Annotated in this window: 26 protein-coding genes and 5 tRNA genes; 14 read left to right on the plus strand and 17 right to left on the minus strand. The window is 57.7% G+C overall.

Going from position 1 to position 24,935, the window contains the following annotated elements:
• Nucleotides 1-191: 191 nt before the first annotated feature.
• From R0140_RS05375 to R0140_RS05425, 11 genes are all read left to right on the plus strand, one after another.
• A tRNA-Ser gene (locus R0140_RS05375) sits at nt 192-284 on the plus strand.
• A 4-nt stretch (nt 285-288) separates the two neighbouring features.
• Nucleotides 289-365: transfer RNA gene (locus tag R0140_RS05380), tRNA-Arg, on the plus strand.
• A 150-nt stretch (nt 366-515) separates the two neighbouring features.
• Nucleotides 516-592 (plus strand) — tRNA-Arg (locus tag R0140_RS05385).
• Nucleotides 593-648: 56 nt separating this feature from the next.
• Nucleotides 649-725 (plus strand) — tRNA-Arg (locus R0140_RS05390).
• A gap of 228 nt (nt 726-953) precedes the next feature.
• Nucleotides 954-1,030 (plus strand) — tRNA-Arg (locus R0140_RS05395).
• Between the two features lie 288 nt (nt 1,031-1,318).
• Nucleotides 1,319-1,633 (plus strand): BON domain-containing protein, encoded by a 315-nt coding sequence (locus R0140_RS05400; protein WP_008806150.1) that lies wholly within the window; start codon nt 1,319-1,321, stop codon nt 1,631-1,633.
• A 124-nt stretch (nt 1,634-1,757) separates the two neighbouring features.
• The gene (yqaB, locus tag R0140_RS05405) at nt 1,758-2,324 is read left to right on the plus strand and encodes a fructose-1-phosphate/6-phosphogluconate phosphatase (protein WP_004174701.1); all 567 of its coding nucleotides are present in this window, start codon (nt 1,758-1,760) and stop codon (nt 2,322-2,324) included.
• Nucleotides 2,321-2,749, plus strand: coding sequence for a YqaA family protein (locus R0140_RS05410; protein WP_032740867.1), 429 nt, complete (start codon nt 2,321-2,323; stop codon nt 2,747-2,749). The genes yqaB and R0140_RS05410 overlap by 4 nt, the downstream gene beginning before the upstream one ends.
• A 66-nt stretch (nt 2,750-2,815) precedes the next feature.
• Complete coding sequence (gene gshA / locus R0140_RS05415) at nt 2,816-4,372, plus strand: glutamate--cysteine ligase (RefSeq protein ID WP_008806148.1); 1,557 nt, start codon at nt 2,816-2,818, stop codon at nt 4,370-4,372.
• A 163-nt stretch (nt 4,373-4,535) separates the two neighbouring features.
• Nucleotides 4,536-5,051, plus strand: coding sequence for an S-ribosylhomocysteine lyase (luxS, locus tag R0140_RS05420; RefSeq protein ID WP_002914351.1), 516 nt, complete (start codon nt 4,536-4,538; stop codon nt 5,049-5,051).
• Between the two features lie 52 nt (nt 5,052-5,103).
• Nucleotides 5,104-5,871 carry an AraC family transcriptional regulator gene (locus R0140_RS05425; protein ID WP_032736324.1) on the plus strand — a complete coding sequence of 256 codons (768 nt, stop codon included), beginning with the start codon at nt 5,104-5,106 and terminating at the stop codon, nt 5,869-5,871.
• On the opposite strand, the gene leuA is transcribed toward R0140_RS05425, so the two are convergent.
• The 14 genes from leuA to R0140_RS05495 all read right to left on the minus strand — a co-directional run bounded on the left by leuA (nt 5,850) and on the right by R0140_RS05495 (nt 20,442).
• Nucleotides 5,850-7,526 (minus strand): 2-isopropylmalate synthase, encoded by a 1,677-nt coding sequence (leuA, locus tag R0140_RS05430; RefSeq protein ID WP_032736323.1) that lies wholly within the window; start codon nt 7,524-7,526, stop codon nt 5,850-5,852. The two genes, R0140_RS05425 and leuA, sit on opposite strands and share 22 nt — an antisense overlap.
• A gap of 136 nt (nt 7,527-7,662) precedes the next feature.
• Nucleotides 7,663-9,201, minus strand: coding sequence for a multidrug efflux MFS transporter permease subunit EmrB (emrB, locus tag R0140_RS05435; protein ID WP_008806145.1), 1,539 nt, complete (start codon nt 9,199-9,201; stop codon nt 7,663-7,665).
• A 15-nt stretch (nt 9,202-9,216) separates the two neighbouring features.
• The gene (gene emrA / locus R0140_RS05440) at nt 9,217-10,389 is read right to left on the minus strand and encodes a multidrug efflux MFS transporter periplasmic adaptor subunit EmrA (protein WP_008806144.1); all 1,173 of its coding nucleotides are present in this window, start codon (nt 10,387-10,389) and stop codon (nt 9,217-9,219) included.
• Between the two features lie 125 nt (nt 10,390-10,514).
• Nucleotides 10,515-11,045, minus strand: a complete 531-nt coding sequence (mprA, locus tag R0140_RS05445) for a transcriptional repressor MprA (protein WP_002914337.1) — start codon at nt 11,043-11,045, stop codon at nt 10,515-10,517.
• 90 nt (nt 11,046-11,135) lie between these two features.
• Nucleotides 11,136-11,471, minus strand: a complete 336-nt coding sequence (gene ygaH, locus R0140_RS05450) for an L-valine transporter subunit YgaH (RefSeq protein ID WP_008806143.1) — start codon at nt 11,469-11,471, stop codon at nt 11,136-11,138.
• Nucleotides 11,461-12,207 carry an AzlC family ABC transporter permease gene (locus R0140_RS05455; protein ID WP_008806142.1) on the minus strand — a complete coding sequence of 249 codons (747 nt, stop codon included), beginning with the start codon at nt 12,205-12,207 and terminating at the stop codon, nt 11,461-11,463. The genes ygaH and R0140_RS05455 overlap by 11 nt, the downstream gene beginning before the upstream one ends.
• A 183-nt stretch (nt 12,208-12,390) precedes the next feature.
• Nucleotides 12,391-13,389: a glycine betaine/L-proline ABC transporter substrate-binding protein ProX gene (gene proX, locus R0140_RS05460; RefSeq protein WP_044613575.1), complete on the minus strand. Its 999-nt coding sequence runs from the start codon at nt 13,387-13,389 to the stop codon at nt 12,391-12,393.
• A gap of 78 nt (nt 13,390-13,467) precedes the next feature.
• Entirely contained in the window at nt 13,468-14,535 is a 1,068-nt protein-coding gene (gene proW, locus R0140_RS05465) for a glycine betaine/L-proline ABC transporter permease ProW (protein ID WP_008806140.1), read from the minus strand.
• On the minus strand, nt 14,528-15,730 hold the full coding sequence (proV, locus tag R0140_RS05470) for a glycine betaine/L-proline ABC transporter ATP-binding protein ProV (protein WP_008806139.1): 1,203 nt from the start codon (nt 15,728-15,730) through the stop codon (nt 14,528-14,530). The genes proW and proV overlap by 8 nt, the downstream gene beginning before the upstream one ends.
• A 357-nt stretch (nt 15,731-16,087) precedes the next feature.
• Nucleotides 16,088-17,050 carry a class 1b ribonucleoside-diphosphate reductase subunit beta gene (gene nrdF, locus R0140_RS05475; protein WP_008806138.1) on the minus strand — a complete coding sequence of 321 codons (963 nt, stop codon included), beginning with the start codon at nt 17,048-17,050 and terminating at the stop codon, nt 16,088-16,090.
• Nucleotides 17,051-17,060: 10 nt separating this feature from the next.
• Nucleotides 17,061-19,202, minus strand: coding sequence for a class 1b ribonucleoside-diphosphate reductase subunit alpha (gene nrdE, locus R0140_RS05480; protein WP_032736322.1), 2,142 nt, complete (start codon nt 19,200-19,202; stop codon nt 17,061-17,063).
• On the minus strand, nt 19,175-19,585 hold the full coding sequence (nrdI, locus tag R0140_RS05485) for a class Ib ribonucleoside-diphosphate reductase assembly flavoprotein NrdI (protein WP_008806136.1): 411 nt from the start codon (nt 19,583-19,585) through the stop codon (nt 19,175-19,177). Before nrdI ends, nrdE begins: the two co-directional genes overlap by 28 nt.
• Nucleotides 19,582-19,827 carry a glutaredoxin-like protein NrdH gene (gene nrdH / locus R0140_RS05490; protein WP_012540796.1) on the minus strand — a complete coding sequence of 82 codons (246 nt, stop codon included), beginning with the start codon at nt 19,825-19,827 and terminating at the stop codon, nt 19,582-19,584. The genes nrdI and nrdH overlap by 4 nt, the downstream gene beginning before the upstream one ends.
• 183 nt (nt 19,828-20,010) lie before the next feature.
• Nucleotides 20,011-20,442 carry a carboxymuconolactone decarboxylase family protein gene (locus R0140_RS05495; RefSeq protein WP_012540797.1) on the minus strand — a complete coding sequence of 144 codons (432 nt, stop codon included), beginning with the start codon at nt 20,440-20,442 and terminating at the stop codon, nt 20,011-20,013.
• 88 nt (nt 20,443-20,530) lie between these two features.
• Between R0140_RS05495 and R0140_RS05500 the strand changes: the two genes are divergently transcribed.
• Nucleotides 20,531-21,892 carry a MocR-like pyridoxine biosynthesis transcription factor PdxR gene (locus R0140_RS05500; RefSeq protein WP_032736320.1) on the plus strand — a complete coding sequence of 454 codons (1,362 nt, stop codon included), beginning with the start codon at nt 20,531-20,533 and terminating at the stop codon, nt 21,890-21,892.
• A gap of 118 nt (nt 21,893-22,010) precedes the next feature.
• Here the strand turns inward: R0140_RS05500 and R0140_RS05505 are convergent, their stop codons facing one another.
• Entirely contained in the window at nt 22,011-22,358 is a 348-nt protein-coding gene (locus R0140_RS05505; RefSeq protein ID WP_002914293.1) for an ElaB/YgaM/YqjD family protein, read from the minus strand.
• 149 nt (nt 22,359-22,507) lie between these two features.
• Here R0140_RS05505 and R0140_RS05510 point away from each other — a divergent pair, with 149 nt between their 5' ends.
• Nucleotides 22,508-22,870 (plus strand): DUF2002 family protein, encoded by a 363-nt coding sequence (locus R0140_RS05510; protein WP_008806132.1) that lies wholly within the window; start codon nt 22,508-22,510, stop codon nt 22,868-22,870.
• Nucleotides 22,871-22,945: 75 nt separating this feature from the next.
• Here the strand turns inward: R0140_RS05510 and alaE are convergent, their stop codons facing one another.
• Nucleotides 22,946-23,395, minus strand: a complete 450-nt coding sequence (gene alaE / locus R0140_RS05515) for an L-alanine exporter AlaE (protein WP_008806131.1) — start codon at nt 23,393-23,395, stop codon at nt 22,946-22,948.
• 728 nt (nt 23,396-24,123) lie between these two features.
• Here alaE and stpA point away from each other — a divergent pair.
• Nucleotides 24,124-24,525 carry a DNA-binding protein StpA gene (gene stpA, locus R0140_RS05520; RefSeq protein WP_008806130.1) on the plus strand — a complete coding sequence of 134 codons (402 nt, stop codon included), beginning with the start codon at nt 24,124-24,126 and terminating at the stop codon, nt 24,523-24,525.
• Between the two features lie 78 nt (nt 24,526-24,603).
• On the opposite strand, the gene R0140_RS05525 is transcribed toward stpA, so the two are convergent.
• Nucleotides 24,604-24,783 carry a YodC family protein gene (locus R0140_RS05525; protein WP_012540801.1) on the minus strand — a complete coding sequence of 60 codons (180 nt, stop codon included), beginning with the start codon at nt 24,781-24,783 and terminating at the stop codon, nt 24,604-24,606.
• Between the last annotated feature and the right edge of the window lie 152 nt (nt 24,784-24,935).

The raw sequence follows: 24,935 nt of genomic DNA on the forward strand, positions 1-24,935 counted from the left end.
GTCAGGTCTGATTTCCTGTTGATAAATTGCCCTTTTTGCCGTTTTTGCACGCGAATTGCGTGCGAAGTGTGCAAACGAAAAAAGGTCTCGAAAAAGTGTTTGACTTATAAGTACCAGAAAGTAATATGTGCGCCATCGCAGCGACGAAGAGCAGAAACAAGTTCTTCGAAGCACTCGAAAGAGGCGTGTGTGGTGAGGTGGCCGAGAGGCTGAAGGCGCTCCCCTGCTAAGGGAGTATGCGGTCAAAAGCTGCATCCGGGGTTCGAATCCCCGCCTCACCGCCATTTTGCATCCGTAGCTCAGCTGGATAGAGTACTCGGCTACGAACCGAGCGGTCGGAGGTTCGAATCCTCCCGGATGCACCATCTTCTTTCTGAATTAAGAGAGAAGAACGCTGTGAAAGCAGCGGCCCGCAGTGCGAGGCATAATCGAGTCACTCTACCGATTAGGCCATCATACTCAGTGTGGCAGGTGTTAGTTGTGACACTGACGCGTAGTAAAGCAAGTTTCCCGATGCATCCGTAGCTCAGCTGGATAGAGTACTCGGCTACGAACCGAGCGGTCGGAGGTTCGAATCCTCCCGGATGCACCATTCTTGCCCGATTCTGATTATTTAGATGAATTCTGTAGTAAACTAGTTATTCCGATGCATCCGTAGCTCAGCTGGATAGAGTACTCGGCTACGAACCGAGCGGTCGGAGGTTCGAATCCTCCCGGATGCACCATATTCTCCTTGATAACAGCAACGATGTTGTTTTATGGTCTGCGAAATTATCGCCAGCACCAGGGAGGATAACGTTGCGTAAGCAACGGCCCGTAGGGCGAGGCGCAGCCGAGTAATCCTCCCGGATGCACCATATTCTCCTTAGTAACAGCAACATTGTTGTTATCTGGTTTGCGAAACCATCGTAAGTGCCAGGAGAGTAACCCCGCAGTAAAATAGCTTTCCCGATGCATCCGTAGCTCAGCTGGATAGAGTACTCGGCTACGAACCGAGCGGTCGGAGGTTCGAATCCTCCCGGATGCACCATATTCTCCTTAGTAACAGCGACGACGTTGTTGTATGGTCTGCGAAATCAGCGCCAGCACCAGGAAGGATAACGTTGCGTAAGCAACGGCCCGAAGGGCGAGGCTTAGCCGAGTCATCCTCCCGGATGCACCATCTTCACTCTTTACTCTCTCCTCACCATCCCGATAACCTCGTTTTCCATCACCGGTTTCATACTGACTTTTTTTATTGGCAAGCCGCGCTTTCCACTATAATTTATCCTTGTATATCAGCGTTATCAGGCTGAGTTAAATGCAAGGAGAGAAATCCATGAAATGGTTCAAAGCAATACCTGCTTTTTGCGCGACGCTGCTGGTGGCGACGGCCCTTACTGGCTGTGCCGGTTCGTCCACCAAAGAAAGCACCGGCGGTTACATTGACGATACCGTGGTGACCACTAAGGTGAAAACGGCGCTCTTTAACGATAAAGATATCAAGTCCTCAGAAATCAGCGTCCAGACCTTTAAAGGCCGCGTGCAGTTGAGCGGGTTTGTCTCCTCTGCGGAAAGCGCTAAACGTGCGGTGGAAGTCACCCGTCGGGTGCAGGGCGTGCGTATGGTCGAGAACGATCTGCGTATTAAATAAGACCCACTACCCGGTTTATGCCTGAAGGCGCCTGAGGGCGCCTTTGTCGTTTGAGCCGCTGGCCGCGACAACGACGGGCTTTTGCGATAGAGTAACTATTCATTAACCGGTTGGTGAGAAGACAATGTACGAAGGTTACGCAGGACTGATCTTTGATATGGATGGCACCATTCTCGATACCGAGCCGACCCATCGGCAGGCATGGAACGAGGTGTTGGGCCGCTACGGTATGCGTTTCGACGAACAGGCGATGGTCGCGCTCAATGGCTCACCAACCTGGCGGATTGCCCAGGCGATTATTGAACTCAACCAGGCGGATCTCGATCCACATCGCCTGGCGCAGGAAAAAACCCAGGCGGTTAAGGCGATGCTGCTGGACAGCGTACGCCCGTTGCCGCTAATTGAGGTGGTCAAAGCGTGGCATGGTCGTCGCCCGATGTCGGTGGGTACCGGCAGCGAAAGCGCCGTCGCCGAGGCGCTACTGGCGCACCTGGGCCTGCGTCATTACTTCTCTGCGGTGGTGGCGGCCGATCATGTAGTCAACCATAAACCCGCGCCCGATACCTTCCTGCTGTGCGCCGAGCGCATGGGCGTCGCGCCGGAAAAATGCGTGGTCTTCGAAGATGCCGACTTTGGTCTGCAGGCGGCGAAGCGTGCAGGCATGGACGCTGTTGACGTGCGTTTGCTGTGAGTGGCGCGCTGTCACTCACCTCGCTGTTTGCCAGTAGCTTTTTAAGCGCCACGCTGCTTCCCGGTAATTCGGAGGTTGTGCTGGTGGCTATGCTACTTGCAGGGGTCAGTCATCCATGGTGGTTAGTATTAATAGCAACAATCGGCAATAGCCTTGGAGGGGTAACTAACGTTATTCTGGGGCGCTTGTTTCCGCTGCGCAAAACCTCGCGCTGGCAGGAGCGGGCGGCTGGCTGGCTTAAGCGCTACGGCGCGGTCACGCTCTTACTGAGCTGGGCGCCGGTTGTCGGCGATTTACTGTGTTTGCTGGCGGGATGGATGCGCATTTCCTGGGGACCGGTACTCTTTTTCTTATGCCTTGGTAAGGCGCTGCGCTATATCGTTATTGCAGCAGCGACGCTTCAGGGTATGACGTGGTGGCACTAATTGGACTGATAGTTCATCCATTACAATTATGCTTATTCAAACGATTTCGACAGGCGGGAGGTCAAATTGATCCCGGACGTATCACAGGCGCTGGCCTGGCTGGAAAAACATCCGCAGGCTCTGCAGGGTATTCAACGTGGTCTGGAGCGGGAAACGCTGCGCGTGAACGCAGACGGCACCCTTGCAACGACCGGTCACCCTCTGGCGTTAGGCTCAGCGCTGACGCATAAATGGATTACCACCGATTTTGCCGAAGCTTTACTCGAGTTCATTACGCCGGTGGATGGCGATATTGAGCATATGCTGACCTTTATGCGCGATGTCCATCGCTATACCGCGCGTCAGCTGGGCGACGAGCGAATGTGGCCGCTGAGTATGCCATGCTATATCGCTCCCGGTCAGGATATTGAGCTGGCGCAGTACGGCACCTCAAACGTGGGGCGTCTGAAAACGCTGTATCGCGAGGGGCTGAAGAACCGCTATGGCGCGTTGATGCAGACTATCTCCGGCGTGCACTATAATTTCTCGCTGCCGATGGCGTTCTGGCAGGCGAAGTGTGGCGTGGAAGACGTCGAAAGCGGTAAAGAAGCTATCTCGGCGGGCTATTTCCGCTCGATTCGTAACTACTATCGTTTTGGCTGGGTGATCCCTTATCTGTTCGGCGCTTCGCCGGCGATTTGCTCCTCGTTCCTGCAAGGGAAACCGACGACGCTGCCTTTTGAGGAAGCGGGTAACGGTATGTACTACCTGCCGTACGCCACCTCGCTGCGCCTCAGCGACCTCGGTTATACCAATAAGTCGCAAAGCAATCTCGGAATTACGTTTAACGATCTGCATGAGTATGTGGCAGGATTGAAGCGGGCGATTAAAACGCCGTCGGAAGAGTACGCTAAAATCGGGCTGCAGAAAGACGGCAAGTATCTGCAGATCAACAGCAATATCCTGCAGATTGAAAACGAACTCTATGCGCCGATCCGTCCGAAACGCGTGACCCGTCGGGGCGAAACCCCGTCCGATGCGCTGCTCCGCGGCGGCATTGAGTACATTGAAGTGCGTTCGCTGGATATCAACCCGTTCTCGCCGATCGGCGTTGACGCCCAGCAGGTGCGTTTCCTCGATCTGTTTATGGTCTGGTGCGCGCTGGCCGACGCGCCGGAGATGAGCAGCGATGAGCTGCTGTGCACTCGCACCAACTGGAATCGGGTGATTCTGGAAGGGCGTAAGCCGGGCTTAACGCTGGGGATTGGCTGCGAAAGCGCGCAGTTCCCGCTGGCTCAGGTGGGCAAAGATCTGTTCCGCGATTTACGCCGCGTGGCGCAGACCCTTGACAGTATCCACGGTGGCCAGGCATATCAGCAGGTCTGCGACGAGCTGCTGGCCTGCTTTGACGATCCGGAATTAACCTTCTCAGCCCGCATTCTGCGTTCTATGATTGAAGAAGGGATTGGCGGCACTGGCCGTGCATTGGCGGATCGCTATCGGACGCAACTGCGGGAAGAGCCGCTGGAGATCCTGAGCGAAGCCGATTTCATCGCCGAGCGCGAGGCATCGGTGGCACGGCAGAAGAAAGTGGAAGCGGAAGACAGTGAGCCGTTCGAAGCGCTGCTGGCACGACACGCGTAGCCGCTGACGATACAAAAGAAAAAGGCCACATCAATGTGGCCAAACTTTCATCTCTGATTCAGGGATGATGATGATAATAAATGCGCGTCTTTCATATACTGAGACTCGCGGCTGAACAAAGAGTTCATTTTATTTTAAAAAAAATCACTCCCGGAGGTGACGAATGCCGTTGTTAGATAGTTTCACAGTCGACCATACCCGAATGGAAGCCCCAGCGGTGCGTGTCGCGAAGAAAATGAACACGCCGCATGGCGATGAAATCACCGTTTTCGATCTGCGCTTCTGCGTGCCGAACCAGGAAGTGATGCCGGAACGCGGTATCCACACCCTGGAGCACCTGTTCGCGGGCTTTATGCGCGATCACCTGAACGGGAATGGCGTGGAAATTATCGACATTTCGCCAATGGGCTGCCGCACCGGGTTCTATATGAGCCTGATTGGTACACCGGACGAGCAGCGCGTCGCTGACGCCTGGAAAGCGGCGATGGCCGATGTGCTGAAGGTGAAAGATCAGAACCAGATCCCGGAGCTCAACGTCTACCAGTGCGGAACCTATACCATGCACTCGCTGGAAGAGGCCCAGGACATCGCTCGTCATATCATTGAGCGCGATGTACGCATCAACAGCAACGACGAACTGGCACTGCCGAAAGAAAAACTGCAGGAACTGCACATCTAGTGCTTCCGCCACGGCCCGACGCCTGTCGCCGGGCCGCTCTCCTGACGCCGCCATGACGACCACCACGACTTTCTCCTTTCAGCACCGCCCGCTGGTGCCTTTTGCCCATGATTATGCCCACGGTGACCAGGAAGACTGGCATCAGCATGACTGCGCCCAGCTGCTGCATATTTTAAGCGGCGTGGTGCGGGTCGCGACACCGGCAGGTTACTGGGTGGTGCCTCCCGGGCGCGGCGTCTGGCTGCCGGCGGGAACGCCGCACGCGCTGCGTATGACCGGCAACGTGGCGGCGCGCACCCTGTTTATCGATCCGCTGGCGCGCGCCGATCTCCCGGCGGGTTGCCAGATCGTACAGATCACGCCGCTGCTGCGGGAACTGATCGTCTCATCCCTGGGACTGGCCGAGTGCTATGCCCCCGCCAGCCGTGACGAACGGATTTATGAGCTGATCCTCGATGAGATCCGCGGGATGGCGATCCTGCCGTTTGGCCTGCCGGAACCGCAAAGTGACACGCTGCGTCGGCTGTGCCAGCAGGTACGCGAGGCGCCGGGCAAAGCCTGGAGCAGCGGCCAGGCGGCAAAGGTGTGCAGCATGAGTGAGCGAACCCTTAACCGCCATTTTCAGCAGCAGACTAGCCTGACGTGGAGCGAGTGGGTGCGCCGGGCGAAGCTAATGGAAGCGCTGATTCGCCTGGCGCAGGGTCACTCCGTGCTGCGGGTGGCGCTGGAGCTGGGCTACGGCAGCCACAGCGCCTTCAGCGCCATGTTTCGTCGGGTGATGGGCGTCGCCCCCAGCGACTATTTTCGCCCTTCGACCTGATCGGCGACGCTAATCGCATTGCACAATGCCTGCAGCGAAGCGCGCGCCACGTCATTATCAATACCCACTCCCCAGTAGCTTTCACCTTGTGGAAAAACGCAGCGGATATAGGCGACCGACCGACTGTCGCTGCGCGCGCCAAGGGTATGCTCATGGTAGTCCTTGATCATAAACGGTTGTCTGAGCAGCGCGCTGAGGCCGCTGGCGGCGGCCGACAGCAGGCCGTTGCCCTGGCCCTGCAGGCGTCGGGTTTCGCCGTGGTGTCGCAGCGTCGCCTGCAGCGAAAGCTGGCCATCCTGTTGGCTGGCGCTCTGATAATCAAGCAGCGTCAGCGCAGGCTGCGCCAGCAGGCCGTAGCGCGTGCGGAACAGCTGCCACAGCGCGTGGTGGGTCATCTCTTTGCCGTCGCTATCGGTCACCTGCTGTACATGCTGACTGAAGTCCTGCTGCAGCCCGCGGGGCAGCTTGAGACCATGGTTTTGTTCGATAAGCCAGGCGCTGCCGCTTTTTCCCGACTGGCTGTTGACGCGGATCACCGCCTCATAGCTACAGCCAATATCCTGTGGATCAATGGGCAGGTAGGGCATCTGCCACGGATCGCCTGGCTGACGGGCATCAAACCCTTTTTTGATGGCATCCTGATGGGAGCCGGAGAAGGCGGTATAAGCCAGACTTCCCGCCCACGGGTGGCGTGGGTGAACGGGGATCTGGTTGCAGTTTTCCACCACCTCCACCACCCGGTTCATCTGCTCGAAGCGAAGCTCAGGGTCGATGCCCTGGCTGTAGAGATTCATGGCCAGCGTCACCAGGCAGACGTTGCCGGTGCGTTCGCCATTGCCAAACAGGCAGCCTTCCACCCGATCGGCGCCGGCCATCACCGCCAGCTCGGCGCTGGCGACACCGGTCCCGCGGTCGTTGTGCGGGTGCACGCTGATGCAGACCTCGCCGCGGCGGGAGAAGTGGCGGCAAAAATACTCGATCTGATCGGCATAGACGTTGGGGGTGTTCACTTCCACCGTCGCCGGCAGATTGACGATCATCGGCCGTTCGGCGCAGGGCTGCCAGACGTCCGCCACCGCCTCGCAAATCTCAAGGGCAAACTCGGGTTCGGTAAAGCAGAAGGTCTCTGGTGAGTATTCGTATTGCCAGCGGGTCTCCGGCTGTTGTTCGCACTGCTGGCGGATAAGTCGGGTGGCGCGGGTCGCCAGGGCGATCACTTCGGCTTTATCCATCCCGAAGACCAGCTCGCGAAACAGCGGCGCGGTGGCATTGTAGAGGTGGACGGTGGCCTGGCGGGCGCCGCGCAGTGCCTCAAAGGTGCGCAGGATCAGCGGATCCCGCGCCTGGGTCAGCACCTGGATGGTGACATCTTCCGGGATGCGCTGCTCGTCGATCAGCTGGCGGACGAAGTTGAAATCGGTTTGCGAAGCGGAAGGGAAGGCGACCTCAATCTCTTTAAAACCGCACTCCAGCAGCAGATCCCAGAACTGCAGTTTGCGGGCGCTGTCCATGGGCTCCGCCAGCGCCTGGTTGCCGTCGCGCAGGTCGGTCGACAGCCAGCGCGGGGCGTGGCTGATTTGCCGGTCGGGCCAGCGGCGGTCGAGCAGGGCAATCGGCGGATAGGGACGGTACTTTTCAGCAGGATGGCTCAGCATAGTGTTCTCCTTAATGGTCAGCCTTTATCCTGCCCGAGCACCGGGTGGCGAGCTTTCGCAAACGAGACAGAAACTAGCGAGAATTGGACAATCTGACGCCATAAAAAAGGGACCCGCAGGTCCCTTAGTCTGATGCTTAGTGTGCGCCCCCGCCGCCGCCGCCGGCACTGAATGGCGGCCTGGCGAACCACACCAGGCTGAGCAGAAGAATAAAGATCCCCGCCGAAACCCAGAAGATTTCGTTGGCGGAGATAATCAACCCCTGGTTGGTTATCTGCTGCGCTATCCAGCCGGAAGCCTGCTGCTGGGTCATTCCCATGCCCTGCAGCTGATCGTACATCTGCTGGGCGTTGGGGTTGAACGGCGTCACCGACTCGGTGAGCTGCGCATGGTGCAGCGCCTCACGGTTGGTCCACATGGTGGTGGTGATCGAGGTCCCGATGGAGCCGGCCAGAGTTCGGGTAAAGTTTGACAAGCTCGACGCCGCCGCCAGCCGCTCCGGCGGCAGGCCGGAGAGGGTGATGGTGGTCAATGGCATGAAGAAACAAGCCACCGCGAAGCCCTGGATAAACTGCGGCCACGCCGATGCACCAAAGTCCATACCCGGTTCAAAGGTCCACGCACGCCAGTAGAAGCAGACGGCATACATAATAAAGCTGAAGGTGACCAGCCGACGCATATCGAGCTTATGGGCAAAGCGGCCAATAATCGGCGACAGAATGACCGGGATCACCCCCACCGGCGCCGACGCCAAACCGGCCCAGGTAGCGGTGTAGCCGTAGACCTCCTGCAACAGCTGCGGCAGCAGTACGATAGCGCCGAAGTAGAGCATATAGGCCAGGCTGATACACAAACAGCCGATGGTGAAGTTGCGCGACTTAAACAGCGACAGGTCGACTATCGGGTTATCGTCAGTCAGCTCCCAGACAATCAGGAAGCTTATCGCCACCACCGCCACGATGGTCAGGATGATAATCTCGTTGGAAGCGAACCAGTCGAGCTCTTTACCGCGGTCGAGCATCACCTGCAGGCTACCGATACCGATAATCAGCAACGCCAGCCCGACGCCGTCGATACGTCGTTGTTCGGTACGGGTTTCGCGCCCGCGCAGGGTTTGCAGCGTCATGATCACCACTGCGATACCAATCGGCACGTTGATGAAGAAGATCCAGCCCCAGTGGTAGTTATCGCTGATATAGCCGCCGAGAATCGGGCCACAGATCGGAGCGACGATCACGGTCATTGACCACAGGGCCAGCGCAATCGACCGCTTCGCCGGTGGGTAGTTGCTGAGCAACAGGCTCTGCGACAGCGGGATCAGCGGACCGGCGACGATCCCCTGAATGACGCGGAAGAAAATCAGCATCGTCAGGCTGTTCGACACCCCACAGGCCCAGGAGGCGATAGCGAATGCCACCGTCGACCAGACGAAGAGCTTCACCTCGCCGACGCGCTTCGCCAGCCAGCCGGTAATGGGGATGGAGATGGCGTTGGCCACCCCGAACGAGGTGATGACCCACGTCCCCTGGCTCAGCGACGAGCCAAGGTTACCGGCAATGGTTGGGATCGCCACGTTGGCGATCGTGGAGTCCAGCACCTGCATGAACGTCGCCAGCGACAACGCAATGGTCATAATGACCAGTTGCGCGCCTTCGAGCGGTTTTTGCTGTTGCATTACGCTCACCCCGAATTATCCGGCGTTGGCCTGAATGATCTCGTCGATCAGTTTATTAACCGGCTCAAGCGCGATTTCGCGGGCATTGCTCTCGTAAACCGGGGAGCTTCGCACCTGGCTGGCCAGCATTTCGCCATCGCGATCGGTGGTGTTGACCTCCACCAGCGTGGAGAGGCCGATGCGCAGCGGGTGTTCCGCCAGCTGTTTTTCATCCAGCTCAATACGGACCGGCAGGCGCTGTACCACTTTGATCCAGTTACCGGTGGCGTTCTGCGCCGGCAGCAGGGAGAAGGCGCTGCCGGTGCCCATATCGAGGCCGACCACTTTGCCGGTGTATTTCACGTCATCGCCATAGATGTCGCTGATCACGGTGGCCGGCTGGCCGATGCGCATGTGCGCCAGCTGGGTCTCTTTAAAGTTGGCGTCGATCCACAGGTTGGTCGCCGGGACCACCGCCATCAGCGGCGTGGTGGTGCCGATCTGCGCCCCAGGCTGTACCGAGCGACGGGAAACGTAGCCGCTAATCGGGCTGACGATTTGCGTACGCTGCAGGGCCAGCCAGGCGTTACGCACTTCGGTGGCCGCCTGCAGCACCGCCGGCTGCTGTTCCAGTTTGGTGCCCAGCACGATCGCCTGGTTGGCGTTGTATTGCTGGATTGCCACGTCGAGTTCGGCCTGCGCGCTGGCGACGGTATCGCGGGCGTGCTGCAACTCTTCGCGGCCGATCAGGTTCGCGGCGCCCAGCGGGATGCGGCGATTCAGGTCAGCCTGCGCCTGGGCGAGGGCGGTCTTTTTGACGTCAATATTCGCCTGCAACTGCTTGCTGTTGATCATCTGCTGACGGGTTTGACGCACGCTGGCGGCCAGCTGCGTTTTGGCTTTCTCAAACGCCTGCTGGGCATCGGTCTGATCGAGCGTCACCAGCGGATCGCCTTTCTGCACGTAGTCCGTGTTGTCAGCCCAGACTTTGGTCACGCTGCCTGAGACCTGGGCCATAATTTGTACCTGGTTCCCTGCCACGTAGGCATCGTCGGTCTCTTCGTAATGACGCAGTACCAGAAACCAGTAAATCCCATATGCCACGGCAATAATAATAAAGAGCAATGTCAGCAACAGGAGTGCGCCTTTGCGCTTTCCTTTTTTGCTGCCTGGTTGCTGCGGGGTTTGGCTCTCCGCATTTGCGCTCATGTTATTCTCCACGATCTTATTATTTCACATCGGCTGAGCCGACCTGTTTATCAGAAAGGCCAGCAGAGATCTGCTGGCCTGGCTGTTTTCCTTGCAACGTAAAAATGGGCTGAGCGACGCCGCCCTTAGCGTAGAGAGTCCGCCAGCACGCCTTCTTCTTCCATCTGGTCAAGGCGGCTCAGGAGTTTGCGGGTGATATGTTCGAGCTGATCTTTTTCGCTGGTGCTGAGTGAAGACCACAGCTGATGCAGGCAGTTATGCTGCGGTGGCAGGACTTCACGCAAAAACTGATGACCCTTTTCGGTCAGTTGCAGATGCAGACAGCGGCGATCGTTATCGCTCTCGCGACGTTCAATCCAGCCGCGTTTTTCCAGTTCATCAGCGATACGGGTGGCGTTGGTACGCGACGAGCCCAGCGCGCAACTCAGCTCGGACGGCTGGATGCTGTGGTTTTCCTGTGACTCCAGCGTAATCAGCGCCATAAATAATGTCTCGTTAATTCCCTGCGCTTTGAGCATTTTATTGCGATTTTCCAGCAGCTTACCTTGCATATGCATGCAAAGACGAGTTAACAGGATCTCCTGGAACGGGAAATCTTCATGGCGGCTGGCGCGGAATTTGAGCATTTGCTCAATGGGAGTAAACGAACTATCCATTTGGGTATGACCTCATTAATTACAGCCGATATAATAACTATTGTGACAAATAAATCAAATGAATTATTGACTAAAATTGATACGTAAAGCTTAGAGTCCGCTGGTGATTTTCCATGCCAGACCGTAGGCCAACGCCGACAGCAGCGTCGGGACAATAATGCTGCGGGTTTTCCAGAAGGCGGCCCCCAGCACCAGGAAGCCGATCAGCGTCGGCGCCAGGCGATGGGCATCGGCGAGGATCTCCGGCACGCTGGAGACCACCAGCAGCGCGCAAATCGAGGCGATGCCGATGGTATCCAGCAGCACGCTGACCGGGCCACGGCGGGCAGGCCGGGCATGGCCGGCGCGCAGGCGCAGGGGAAGATAGCGAAACAGATAATTCACGCTGCCGACTATCACCCCGAGCAGAAGGACTTCACTGTTCATCCGGCATCCCCTTAAGCATGGCCTGGACCAGCGCCGTCAGACACCCGCAGACAATCCCGGCGAGGATGGCCGCCGGAATGGAAAATAACAAAATGCCACCCAGCGCGCCCGCCAGGGCTGCCGTGACGCAGAGTGACTGCTGGCGCTGGAATGAGGCCAGCAGGAAGCTCATAAACAGCGCCGGCAGCATAAAGCCGAGCGCGGCCTCCACCGCGGGATAATCCACCAGCAGGCCGTTACCGGACCAGGCGCCGGCCAGCGTGCCGCACACCCACGATGCCCAGGAAGTAAAAGCGAGACCGAGCATCCAGTTTTCGCTCCAGCGGCGGTTATCGCGAACCAGCCTGGCGGTGGCCGCGGCGAAAACCTCATCGGTCAGGCCGAAGGCCCAGAGGGCGGTTTTCTTTTTATCCAGCGCTGAGCGAATGCGGCTGCGCAATGAGGGACCATACAGCACGTGGCGGACATCCATCGCCATCACCGTCAGGGCGGCGACCCACAGCGAACTGCCGGCGGCCAGCATGGCGGTGATCACAAACTGGCTGGCGCCGGCGTAAATAATGCAGGAGAAAAACAGGCTTTCCAGCGGGGTGAATCCCAGCCGGGTGGCGTTCAGTCCGAAGGCGAAAGCCACCGGCAGGTAGCTGATAACGATGGGGAGACTGTCTTTGATGCCTTCGCCGACGGTGGCGACACGTTCAGGTAAGGCACAGGTTAAGGGCGCGGGGTTTTCCATATGAATAACTTATCGCTGGATCCATGTGAAGGTGACAAATTGACCGATGGGTCCACCTTAACAGAGCGCGACGCGCCTTAACACTATGGAAATTCCTGGAATCCGCTTTTCCATACTCTGTGCTGCGAGCAACGAGGGAAAGGGAGCCCGGATAAGACGGAGCGCCTTATCCGGGAGGCAGGGTTACTGCTGCGCGGCGAGCGCCGCTTTCACCCAGCTGTCGAACAGCGGCTGGTGGGCTTTGATCCAGCCATCGACATGACCGTTAATGTCGGCTTCGGAAGCATGGCCTTCGTGCATCATCGCATTCTCGGCGTTGATGTCGGCGATCGGCAGCTTCATGACGCTAAACAGGGTGGCGGCGGCCGGATTTTTCTCGGCCCAGGTTTTGTTGGCGACGATGTGCATCGTGTTCACCGGGAAGCCATAGTTGGCGCCGTTGGCCAGTTTGGTGTCGATGTTTTTCTGCTCGCCCGGCAGGGAGGAGAACGGCACCTGCAGCCAGACGACGTCTTTGCCAGGTTTCAGCACGTCGCTGACCCAGTACGGCGTCCAGGTGTAGTAGAGCACCGGTTTACCCTCTTTATAGCGGGCGATGGTGTCAGCCATCATCGCCGCGTAGTTGCCCTGGTTATGGGTGACGGTTTTGCTCAGGCCATAGGCGTCAATCTGGTGGTTAATCACCGCTTCGCAGCCCCAGCCTGGCGTACAGCCGGTGAGATCCGCTTTACCGTCGTTATTGGTATCAAACAGTTTGGCGATCTGCGGATCTTTAAGCTGATCGATGGAGGTGATGTGGTACTGCTCGGCGGTTTTTTTGTCGATCAGATAGCCCTGAGCGGCGCCTGAGACATACACCCCTTTACGATAGAATTTGTTATCACCGCCCGCCGCGGCGTACATGTCATCGTGCAGCGGCTGCCAGTTGGTGGCGATAAAGGTGGTATCCCCGGCGGCAATCGAGGTATAGGCAACGTTATAGTCCACTTCGCTCGGTTTCTCGACGGTGTAGCCAAGCTTCTCCAGCGCGCGACTGACCAGCAGGGTCTGGAAGGTCTCTTCCGAAATAGTGCTCTGGGCAGGCTTCACGGTAATCCCTTTGCCCGGCAGGTCGGCGGCGAAGGTGCTGGTGGCGATCAGGGTGGCAAAGGCGGCGGTGGCCATCATCGTACGATGTCGCATGGTGGTTCCTCTTATTGTTTAACGGGAAGAGCGACCCCCCGGCCTCGGCTGGTGCCGGGGAGCGGCGCTGTTATCGACTTATCGACAGAAAGGGCGAGTGATAAGCCCCAGTGGGCCGGTGGTGTACCAGCGGCGGTTGCCGCGACTGCGGGCGTCGCGACCGACGGCCTGGGTGAGGCGGTCAAGAATAATCGCGAGGATCACGATCCCCACTCCGCCGACGGTGGCGAGACCCATATCCAGGCGGCCGATGCCGCGCAGCACCATCTGGCCAAGACCGCCGACGGCGATCATCGAGGCGATCACCACCATCGACAGGGCCAGCATCAGCGTCTGGTTTACCCCGGCCATGATGGTGGGCATCGCCAGCGGCAGCTGAACCTTAAACAACAGCTGGCGCGGGCTGGCGCCAAACGAGCGCGACGCTTCGATCAGATCCGCGGGCACCTGGTTTATCCCGAGAATTGTCAGGCGGACGATCGGCGGCAAGGCGAAGATAATCGTCACTACCACGCCGGGCACGTTGCCGATGCCGAACAGCATCACGATCGGCACCAGGTAGACGAAGGCCGGCGTGGTCTGCATGGCATCGAGCAGCGGGCGGATAATTTTTGCCGCCCGCGGGCTGCGCGCCAGCCAAATACCCAGCGGCAGGCCGATAACCATGCAGAACAGCAGGGCGGTGAGGACCAGCGCCAGGGTGACCATCGCCTGCGACCAGGCGCCGATAGCGCCGATGGCAATCAGCGAAACCAGGGTGGCGACCCCCATGCCGAGGCTGGAGATCTGCCAGGCGATCAGCGCGAAGACGATAATCGCCACCGGCGCTGGCATCCCCAACAACAGCTGCTGGAAGGCGCTGAGGATGTAGTCGATCGGCACGCGGATCCCCTGGAATAGCGGACGGAAGTGCAGCACGATCCAGTCGATAGCGTGGGTGACCCAGCTGTCGAGCGGGATCAGCGTTTTATGGAACGGGTCCATGATGTTGAACGATTCCGGCTGCGGCGCGGGCGCGCTGTGCAGCCAGTCGGCGCCGCCGCCGTTGGCCGGCGCGGCAGTAGAGGCGCCACCCCAGGCATCGGCGGCCTGCGCAGCGCTGTCGGTTGCCGGGGCGCTGTCCCACGGATTAGTTTGATCAGCCATGATTCACCCCCTCGCGATCTAAAGCCTGGAGCAGCATTCGTTTGGAAATGATGCCAATGTATTGTTGTTCTTCATCCACCACCGGGACGGCGCACGGGGCGTGGCCGACGTGGGAGAGCAGATCGCTGAGCGGCGTTTGCGCCTCCACCGCCAGCGGGGCGTCAATCAGCGCCGCCTCGATCCCCTGGCCGACGCTGAGCGCGGTTTTCAGAGAATCGATCGAGACAATCCCGACAAAGCGATTTCCGCGTTCGATGACATAGCCATATTCCCGGTCTTCATCCTGTAATAATTTCAGCGCGGAGCGGGGGCCAAAACCTGGGGTTTTACGAATCAATCCAACCGGGCTGCGGCGGGCAATATCTTTGGCGCTGAAGACCTGGCTAATATCCACGCCGCGGAAGAAGGTGCGCACATAATCATTGGCCGGATTATTCAGTATTTCATCCGGCGTACCGACCTGGACCACTTCGCCATTTTGCATAATGGCAATGCGATCGCCAATTCGCATGGCTTCATCAAGGTCATGGGAAATAAAGACGATAGTGCGTTGATGCTTAGCCTGTAATTTGATGAGCTCATCCTGCATTTCGGTGCGAATGAGCGGGTCGAGCGCGGAGAAGGCTTCATCCATTAACAGAATATCGGGATTAATCGCCAGCGCGCGAGCTAAACCGACGCGCTGACGCATCCCGCCGGAGAGTTCATCCGGCCAGGCGTGGGCATAATTCTCCAGCCCCACCTGCCGCAGCGCCTCCCGCGCTTTTTGTTCTCGTTCGGCGGTCGGGACGCCGGCCAGCGCCATGCCAAACGCCGTGTTGTCGAGCACGCTCATGTGTGGCATCAGCGCAAAGGACTGAAATACCATCGCAATTTTCTTGCGACGCACCTCGCGCAGCTCGGCATCCGACATTTTGGCGATGTCGACCCCGTCAATCAGCACCTGGCCGCGGGTGGGTTCAATCAGGCGATTGAGAAGGCGAACCATGGTGGATTTCCCCGAGCCGGAGAGCCCCATGATGACGAATATCTCGCCTTCTTCAATGGCCAGACTGGCGTCTTTGACGCCAAGCGACAGCCCCGTTTTTTCCAGTATTTGCGCTTTGTTGAGTCCTTTCTCAATATATTTGAAAGCCCGGTTTGGGTGCTCGCCAAATATCTTATAAAGATTTTTGATTTCTAATTTAATTGCCATGCAATAGAGAAGTTCCTGTTATTTGTTTATTGCGATACGATACCCGATGGTGATTATGATCTTTTTACACCCTAACATACTCAGATTCTGTGACAACCCTCAATGGCAAACTCTCGGCAAAATGGCGTGAGGGATAGGGTGGCGCAGCCCCCGTGATATAAGGGCTGAGCGTCAATTTGTTGTGGGTAATATTTTTTGATTATCTCTGGATAATTCGACTGAAATGGACCAGTTTTCTGTTAAATATGACGGAGTGATGACGGTTATGCGATGGAGAGAATATTTGGCAGATGAACCCACTTTTCTGCGAAATAGATCACCAGGAACCAGCCCGCCATATTCCTGGTGAAAGTATGGTTAAAAGTCCCAATCGTCGTCGGCGGTTTCTTCCGTTTTGCCTATCACGTACGAGGAGCCGGAGCCGGAGAAAAAGTCGTGGTTTTCATCGGCGTTAGGCGACAGCGCGGCGAGGATCGCCGGGTTAACCGCTGCCATCTCCGCCGGAAACAGCGCTTCATAACCGAGGTTCATCAGCGCTTTGTTGGCGTTGTAGCACAGGAAAGCGCTGACGTCGTCAAACCAGCCGCTCTCGCCGTACAGTTCCCGACTGTAGGCCAGCTCGTTGTCGTAAAGATCCATCAGCAGATCGAGGGCGAAATTTTTCAGTTCTTCGCGCTTTCCGGGGCTGACGATCTCCAGTCCTTTCTGATACTTGTAGCCAATGTAATAGCCATGTACCGCTTCATCGCGAATGATCAGACGGATCAGATCCGCGGTATTGGTCAGTTTTCCCCGGCTGGAGAAGTGCATTGGCAGCCAGAAGCCGGAGTAGAAGAGAAAGGATTCGAGGAACACGCTGGCGATTTTTTTCTTCAGCGGCTCGTCGGCCTGATAGTAGCCCAGCATCAGTTGCGCCTTGCGCTGCAGGGGTTCGCAGCTTTCACTCCAGGCGAAGGCGGCATCCACCTCTTTGCTGTGGCACAGCGTGGAAAAAATGGAGCTGTAAGAGCGGGCATGAACCGCTTCCATAAAGCTGATGTTCGACAGCACCGCCTCCTCATGCGGGGTCAGCGCGTCCGCCATCAGCGCCGGCGCGCCGACCGTGTTCTGAATGGTGTCGAGCAGCGTCAGCCCGGTGAAGACGCGAATGGTCAACTGCTGCTCCGCCGCGCTGAGGGTTTGCCAGGCGGGAATGTCGTTCGATAGCGGCACTTTCTCCGGTAGCCAGAAGTTGCTGGTGAGACGATTCCAGACCTCAAGATCTTTGTCGTCATCAATGCGGTTCCAGTTGATAGCGCTGATGCGCGTTAAATGGGTCATCCTGTTCTCCTTACAGTGCGCAGGACACGCAGCCTTCAATTTCAGTGCCTTCCAGCGCCAGCTGGCGCAGACGGATGTAGTAGAGGGTCTTAATGCCTTTCTTCCAGGCGTAGATTTGCGCCTTGTTGATATCGCGGGTGGTGGCGGTATCCGGGAAGAACAGCGTCAACGACAGCCCCTGATCGACGTGGCGCGTCGCCTCGGCGTAGGTGTCAATGATCTTCTGGGGCCCTATCTCGTACGCATCCTGATAAAGGGCCAGATTGGCGTTATTCATAAACGGCGCGGGGTAGTACACCCGCCCGGTCTTCCCCTCTTTGCGGATCTCAATCTTCGAGACGATCGGATGAATGCTGGAGGTGGCATGGTTGATGTACGAGATCGACCCGGTGGGCGGCACCGCCTGCAGATAACGGTTATAGATGCCATAGCGCATGACATCGTCGCGCAGCTGGCGCCAGCTTTCCCGGTCGGGCAGGGGGATACCGGCGCGGGCGAACAGTGCGCGCACCCGTTCGGTTTTCGGCTGCCACTCCTCCTGCAGATATTTGTCGAAGTACGCCCCGCTGGCGTAGCGTGACTGTTCGAAGCCAGCGAAGCGCTGGCCGCGCTCGCGGGCCAGCAGCATCGAGGTGTGCAGGGCATGCCAGGTCACGGTGTAAAAATAGATATTGGTGAAGTCCAGCCCCTCCGGACTGCCGTAGGCAATCCCTTCTCGCGCCAGGTAGCCGTGCAGATTCATCTGCCCCAGGCCGATGGCGTGGGAGGCCGCATTGCCGGCCGCCACCGAGGGAACCGACTGTATGTCGCTCATATCGGATACCGCGGTCAGGGCGCGCACCGCGGTGGCGATAGTGCGGGCAAAATCCGGCGAGTCCATGGTATGGGCGATGTTCAGCGAGCCGAGGTTGCAGGAGATATCCTCGCCGATATGGGCGTAACTGAGGTTCTCATCATAGGTGGATGGCGTACTGACCTGCAGAATTTCCGAACACAGATTGCTCATGGTGATCCGTCCGGCCACCGGATTGGCGCGATTGACGGTATCTTCAAACATGATGTACGGATAGCCGGACTCAAACTGGATCTCCGCCAGGCGCTGGAAAAGGTCGCGGGCGCGGATCCAGCGCTTGCGGACCCGTTCGTCGGCCACCAGCTGCGGATAGAGATCGCCGATGGCGCAGTCGGCGAAGGGGTTACCGTACAGCCGCTCGACGTCATACGGCGAGAACAGGGCCATCTGCGCGTCTTCTTTTGCCAGCTGGAAGGTGATATCGGGGATCACCACTCCCAGCGACAAGGTTTTGATGCGGATTTTCTCATCGGCATTCTCACGCCGGGTATCGAGGAAGCGCAAAATATCGGGATGGTGCGCATGCAGCCAGACCGCTCCCGCCCCCTGGCGGGCGCCAAGCTGGTTGGCATAGGAGAAGGCGTCCTCCAGCATCTTCATCACCGGCACCACCCCGGAGGACTGATTTTCGATGCGCTTGATCGGCGCCCCGGCCTCGCGCAGGTTGGAGAGTAAAAAGGCCACGCCGCCGCCGCGCTTCGACAGCTGCAGCGCCGAGTTAACCGCCCGGCCTATGGATTCCATATTATCTTCAATGCGCAGCAGGAAGCAGGAGATCAGCTCCCCGCGCTGCTGCTTGCCGGCGTTGAGGAAGGTGGGGGTCGCGGGCTGGAAGCGGCCGCTGAGCATCTCTTCCATTAGCTGCCGCGCCTGCTGGTCATCCCCCTGGGCCAGCGTCACCGCCACCATTACGCAGCGATCGGCAAAATCCTCGAGGTAGTGCTTGCCGTCAAAGGTCTTCAGCGCGTAGCTGGTATAGAACTTCCAGGCGCCGAGGAAGGTCTGAAAGCGAAACGCGGCGCGCCGGGCATGGGCGAACAATGCCAGCACAAACGCGCGGTCATAGCCGGCCAGCACCTGCGGATCGTAATAGCCCTCACGAACGAGCCAGGTGAGTTTATCCTCCTGGCTGACAAAACTGAGGGTGTTGGGCTGTATCTGGGCGGTCATAAAGACCTCCACCGCCTGGCGATCTTTCTCAAACGGTATGCGACCCTCGCTGTCGTACAAATTCAGCATCGCGTTGAGGGCGTGAAAATCCGCCGCGGCGGTTATACGTTCTGCGGTTGTCGTTGCCAAAATTCGCTGACTCCTTTACGCACGTTGTCGATATCGTCGGGGGTTCCCATCAGCTCGAAGCGGTAGAGATAGGGCACGGCGCATTTTTGCGCGATGACCTCCCCGGCACGCCCCCAAGCGTCGCCAAAGTTGCGATTGCCAGCGGCAATCACCCCGCGGATCAGCTGGCGGTTATGCACGTCGTTTAAAAAGCGGATCGCCTGACGCGGTACCGCGCCGGCCGTACCGCCGCCGCCATAGCTGGGAACGATGAGAATATAGGGTTCGTCTACCTGGAGATGTTCGCGCTCGTTCAGCGGAATGCGCACCGCCGGCAGCCCCAGGCGCTGCACAAAGCGATGGGTATTCTCCGAACGGCTGGAGAAGTAGACGATGAGGCTCATGCGCTGGCCGCCGTGACGGAGGGGCGCAGGCGATTGATCATATCCGGGCGGAAGCCGCTCCAGCGTAGCTCACCGGCGATCACCACCGGCAGCTGGCGAAATCCCTGCTCGCGCAGGGTGTCAGCTGCATCCGGCTGCTGGTCGACGTTCACCATTTCAAAGGCCAGTCCTCGGCTCTCCATGGCTCGCCGTGTGGCATGGCACTGCACGCAGTCATTTCGAGTGTAAATAATAATGCGCATGATTCGTATTTCCATTTAAGATAACAGCACGGCGCTAAACGCAGCGTCGAACGTTGTGGGTCATTCGATAAGGAAATACTAGATGTAGTTGTTTGAAAGTTCAACCACTCAATATATAGCGTTTTTAGCAAGGAAATCCCCCGCCGGGACAATTCGGCGGAGGAGGGGGAAGGCTGTGCGGAACTACAGACGCATGGCGACGGCGAGTCGGTTGAAAGCGTTCATCAGGCTGATGGCTAAGGTCAGATCGCTTATCTGACGCGGGGTAAAATGTTCGCGCAGCGGCAGGTAAACGTCATCTTCCGCATGGCTGGCGGCAATGTCGGTGACCGACTCGGCCCACGCCAGCGCTGCGCGTTCGCCAGGTGTGAAGTGGGCGCTTACCCGCCAGCCCGCCAGGGCATCCAGTTTGCTTTGCGCCATACCGCCCTTGCGCAGCGCCTGGCTGTGCTTCTCAAGGCAGAAGGCGCAGCCGTTGATCTGCGAGACGCGTAAATAAACCAGCTCTACCAGGGCGCTGCCCAGCTCGCTTTTCTCCAGCGCGATGCTGGCCTGTACCAGCCCTTTATAGACTTCCGGGCTCAGTTCACTGAATGGCTGACGTAATTGGCTCATGGTGTTCTCCTCTCTAAGACGGCAGCCAAAATAGCACTATAATGGACTGCAAAAGATAGCCATATTGTGATGAAAAAAGCAGACCATAATGGAAGCGATCCACCTCCCTCTTTATCAGCGTATTGCCCGCCAGCTGAAATCGGCAATTGAACGGGGCGAACTGACCCCGGGCAGCCGTCTGCCCGCCAGCCGGGTGTTTGCCCAGGAGCAGGGCGTCTCCCGGGGGACTATCGAAAACGCCTGGGGTGAACTGGTCGCCCAGGGGTGGCTTGAGCGGCGTGGGCAGGCGGGGACCTTTGTCAGCGAGCGGCTCAGTCCGCGCCAGCTGGCGCCGGTAACGCCAGCGCAATCAGCCGCCTCGACGGACCCGTTGCCCTTTCAGATGGGGCTGCCGGCGCTGGATCTCTTTCCGCGCGGGCTGTGGGCGCGAGTGATGGGTCGTCGGCTGCGGACGCAGTCGCGGTTCGACCTTGCCCCCGGCGATCCCGGCGGCGACCCGCTTCTGCGCCAGGCGATCGTGGAGTATCTGCGCCTGTCGCGCAGTATTGACTGCCAGCCGGAGCAGGTGCTGATTACCGGCAACTATGCTACCTCCATGGATCTTATCCTGCGTACGCTGGCGCAGCCGGGGCAGCATATGTGGATGGAGGATCCGGGGTATCCCTTTATCCGCCCGGTCGTTGAGGCCAGGCAGCTGGTGGTGGATGCGATCCCGGTGGACGACGAAGGAATGGATGTTGGCTGGGGCTTGCGGCATCACCCTCAAGCGCGGTTTGCCCTGCTCACCCCGGCACACCAGAGCCCGCTGGGGGTCGCGCTGTCGCTGCCCCGGCGTCGCCAGCTGCTGGCGTGGGCGACAGCGCGCGACGCGTGGATTATTGAGGACGATTACGATAGTGAGTTTCGCTATCACGGCAAACCGCTGCCGCCAGTGAAAAGCCTCGATGCGCCGCAGCGGGTTATCTACGCCGGCACTTTCAGTAAGTCGATGTTTCCGGCGCTGCGCACCGCCTGGCTTGTGGTGCCGACCCCGCTGGCGGCGCGTTTTCATCAGACGGCGGAGCGCCAGCCCTGCACCGTTCCTACTCTGTGGCAGCAGACGCTGGCGGATTTTATCCAGCAGGGACATTTCTGGCGTCATCTGAAAAAAATGCGCGCCAGCTATAGCCAGCGCCGACAGTGGCTCGAGTCGGCCCTGCAGGCGCAGGGCTTTCAGGTCACGCCGCAGCAGGGGGGCATTCAGCTGGTCATGCCGGTCAGCGGCAACGATCGCCTGCTGGCCCGGCAGGCGGTTGAGGCCGGGCTGGCGGTGCAGGCGCTGAGCGACTGGCGTCTTCGCCATGCAGGCGAGGGGGGATTACTGATGAGTTTTACCAATATTCGCTCAGCGGCGATGGCCGATGCGCTGGCCCGGCGGCTCAGAGAGGCGATCGCGAACGATGGCGCATAAAAAACCCCTGCGGCCAGAGGCGCGCAGGGGCTGACGCGTATTTGTTATCTTCATTAGATTCCGTGAAGCTCGCGGGCTTCCGCTCGCCAGGCGCGCGCGGAAGCTGACGCTGTCTCTATTATCGACGTAAATTGAGCAATACGCCAATAAATACCCCGACGGCGGCTGCGGCGCCGACGCTGTGCCAGGGTTTATTGCGCACGTAGGTATCGGCGCAGCCCAGCGCATCACAGGCTGCCTGACGGGCATCCAGCGCCGCCTGCTGCACCCGGTTGTGACCATTGAGGCGGGCACGGGTCTCTTTCAGCAGCGACTGAGCTTTAACGCGCGCCGCTTCGGCTTCCTCTTTCGCGTCACTGCCCCACGATTTCAGCACCTCTTCCAGCGTATCCGCTAATTGACTGACATCGTTATGGATATCCTCAGCATTCTCGTCAAAATTGTTGCGGTTCACATGGTTAGCCATCGTTATCTCCCTTAATTCCATCGAGTGAGTAAGTGTAGGACAAGATTTTGAATTATGCTTACTGCTGTGGTTTCTGGAATATTCCGAAAGCACTGCGCTTAACGAATAAGGTAAGGTCAATGTGCGGTAAAAGATAACGAGGAATCAGTATGTATTTAAGACCCGATGAGGTGGCGCGTGTTCTTGAAAAAGCCGGCTTCACCATGGATGTTGTGACGCAAAAAGCGTACGGCTATCGCCGAGGCGATAATTATGTTTATGTGAACCGCGAAGCGCGCATGGGGCGGACAGCGTTAATTATTCATCCAGCGCTCAAAGAGCGTAGCAATATGTTGGCCGAACCGGCCTCAGATATCAAAACCTGCGACCATTATGAACAATTTCCGCTGTATTTAGCCGGAGATGCGCAGCAGCATTATGGTATTCCGCACGGATTTAGCTCACGGATGGCGCTTGAGCGTTTTCTGAATGGACTATTTGGCGAAGCCCAGCCGGCGATGTCGACAAATTAATACGACGGTTAAGACCGGGGCGGAGCAGGCTGGCGAGAGAGCGACTGGCAGGGCCAGTCGCTGGAATAGCGTCGGTCAGGCTTTCGCCTGCTGGTAGGGGGCCACGCGGAACAGGCGGCGGCAATAGTCGAGGAAGTAGCCGTAAGCAGCGCCCATCATCATCGATACCGCCAGGTTTGAGCTCACTGCAGCGACAATCTGGTGCCAGTCTGCACCTACGCTCCACAATATTGCGACATACACTGGCGACTGGAAAGTGACGTAGGCCAGCACGTCGGCCATATTTTTCATCCAGCCTGCCGGGCTAATGCGCCGGGCCTGACGCATCGCAAAGTCGCGATAAAAACCATAGGGCACGGCAATAATAATGTTGACCGGGATCGCCACCAGGCGCGACGATAACGACTGCTCAAACGTCATACCAGAGAGAAAAATTTCGATCATCATGTTGACGACGGTGCAGTAAACCACCATCGCAAAGGTGTCTGCAACCGCATGCCGCAAGCGGGAGTGCGCAGAGAACATCGGAGTGCTCCTCGAAAATGAAGTCAATAACGCCGAAAAATGCGCGTTGGTATAGCGTTTTTGGGCTGCCTGTTTTGATGTGCGTAGAGTATATCTCTGCATTAAAAGTGGCAACTAGCTATAAATTTTTATTTATTGTCTTTTTGTCGATAAAATACTCTGCGACAGTTGGTTTTCTGCCCGTTACGCTACTTTTATTGCTGGTTTTGTTAAATGTGTTTAATTTCAGTTGGTTACTTGACGTTTTTGCATGATATCTGACCAGGGAGGCGGCGTCTGACCGCCCGCTGTGGCGCAAAATCGCGTGAGCCTGTGATGAAGGTCTCGTTAAGATGTTTTTATGCCATTATGCCGGTTTTTGTGGTGAAAAATTCTAAAATGACGTGTGGCGTTTTATTCTGATTGGCTGGGTAACTATTCATTAGGCCGTGTGGAGAGGGCCTGCGCATCCGCCGACGATAAGAGGATAAACCGCTGACCATAAAGGTAATATCGCCTGCTGAATATATTTTCATATCTTACCATCCGCCGCTTTTATTTATTCATGGTCTTGTTGGCCTGCGCTGGCGAAAAAGAACCGGGGATTTGCCGATATAGGGCAGGCGGAAAAGGTTTACTCTTTGCATAATATATTTATCTGGACAACCGAAGGCTGGAAATAAATAAGTGTTTCCATTACACTTGCCGCGTTGTATCTTTTAATTGGTTATCTGGGATTTCTTAATTTTATGTCTTTAATGTTACACAAACTGAATAATATCCGTTCACTGCGTACCCTGTCCCGTGAATTCTCCATTGACGTGCTTGAAGAGATGCTGGAAAAGCTCAGGATCGTCACTGAAGAAAAACGTACGCAACAGCAGCTGGCGGCGCAGCAGCAGGCGGAATATCAGGAAAAAGTGAATACCTGGCTTGAGCTGATGCGCGCCGACGGTATTTCTCCTGACGACCTCGTGGCCGATATTCAGCCGTCGATGGCGGTAGGGAAAAAGCGGCAACCGCGCCCGGCGAAATATCGTTATACCGATCATACTGGCGCAGAAAAAACCTGGACCGGTCAGGGAAGAATGCCGAAGCCGATTGCTCAGGCGGTTGCTCAGGGCAAATCGCTGGACAGTTTCCTCATTTAAAGCCGATCCGGCCGGTATCAGGACAGTGGGGGAGACCCGCCGTTCCGTCCGGCCTTATCACTCTCCGGGAGAGGGGCTTTAGCAGACGCCAAAGTCGCCCTCTTCCTGGTATGGCGTCACCTCTTCTGAGTTCAGCGTATAGCGCTCGCCCTGCTCTTGCGCGGCCTGAACCACCACCAGCTGTTCTCCCTGTACTTCAACCACTTTCAGTTTTGGTCCACCCGCACGCGGTTGTACCAGATCGCCGACAGAAAACATCATTCACTCCTCACGGTTAACATCCTGGATGAACCTCAACCATAGCTCAACGACTGGCCAGTGAACACTGGCTGTGCTGTTTTTTGTTAAAACAATTTGGGGGTATATGTATTAATGTTGTTAATGTTTTGCTGGCGCCATACCGCTGCTGA

The organism is Klebsiella sp. w6, assembly GCF_033100215.1.
Classification (GTDB): domain Bacteria; phylum Pseudomonadota; class Gammaproteobacteria; order Enterobacterales; family Enterobacteriaceae; genus Klebsiella; species Klebsiella variicola.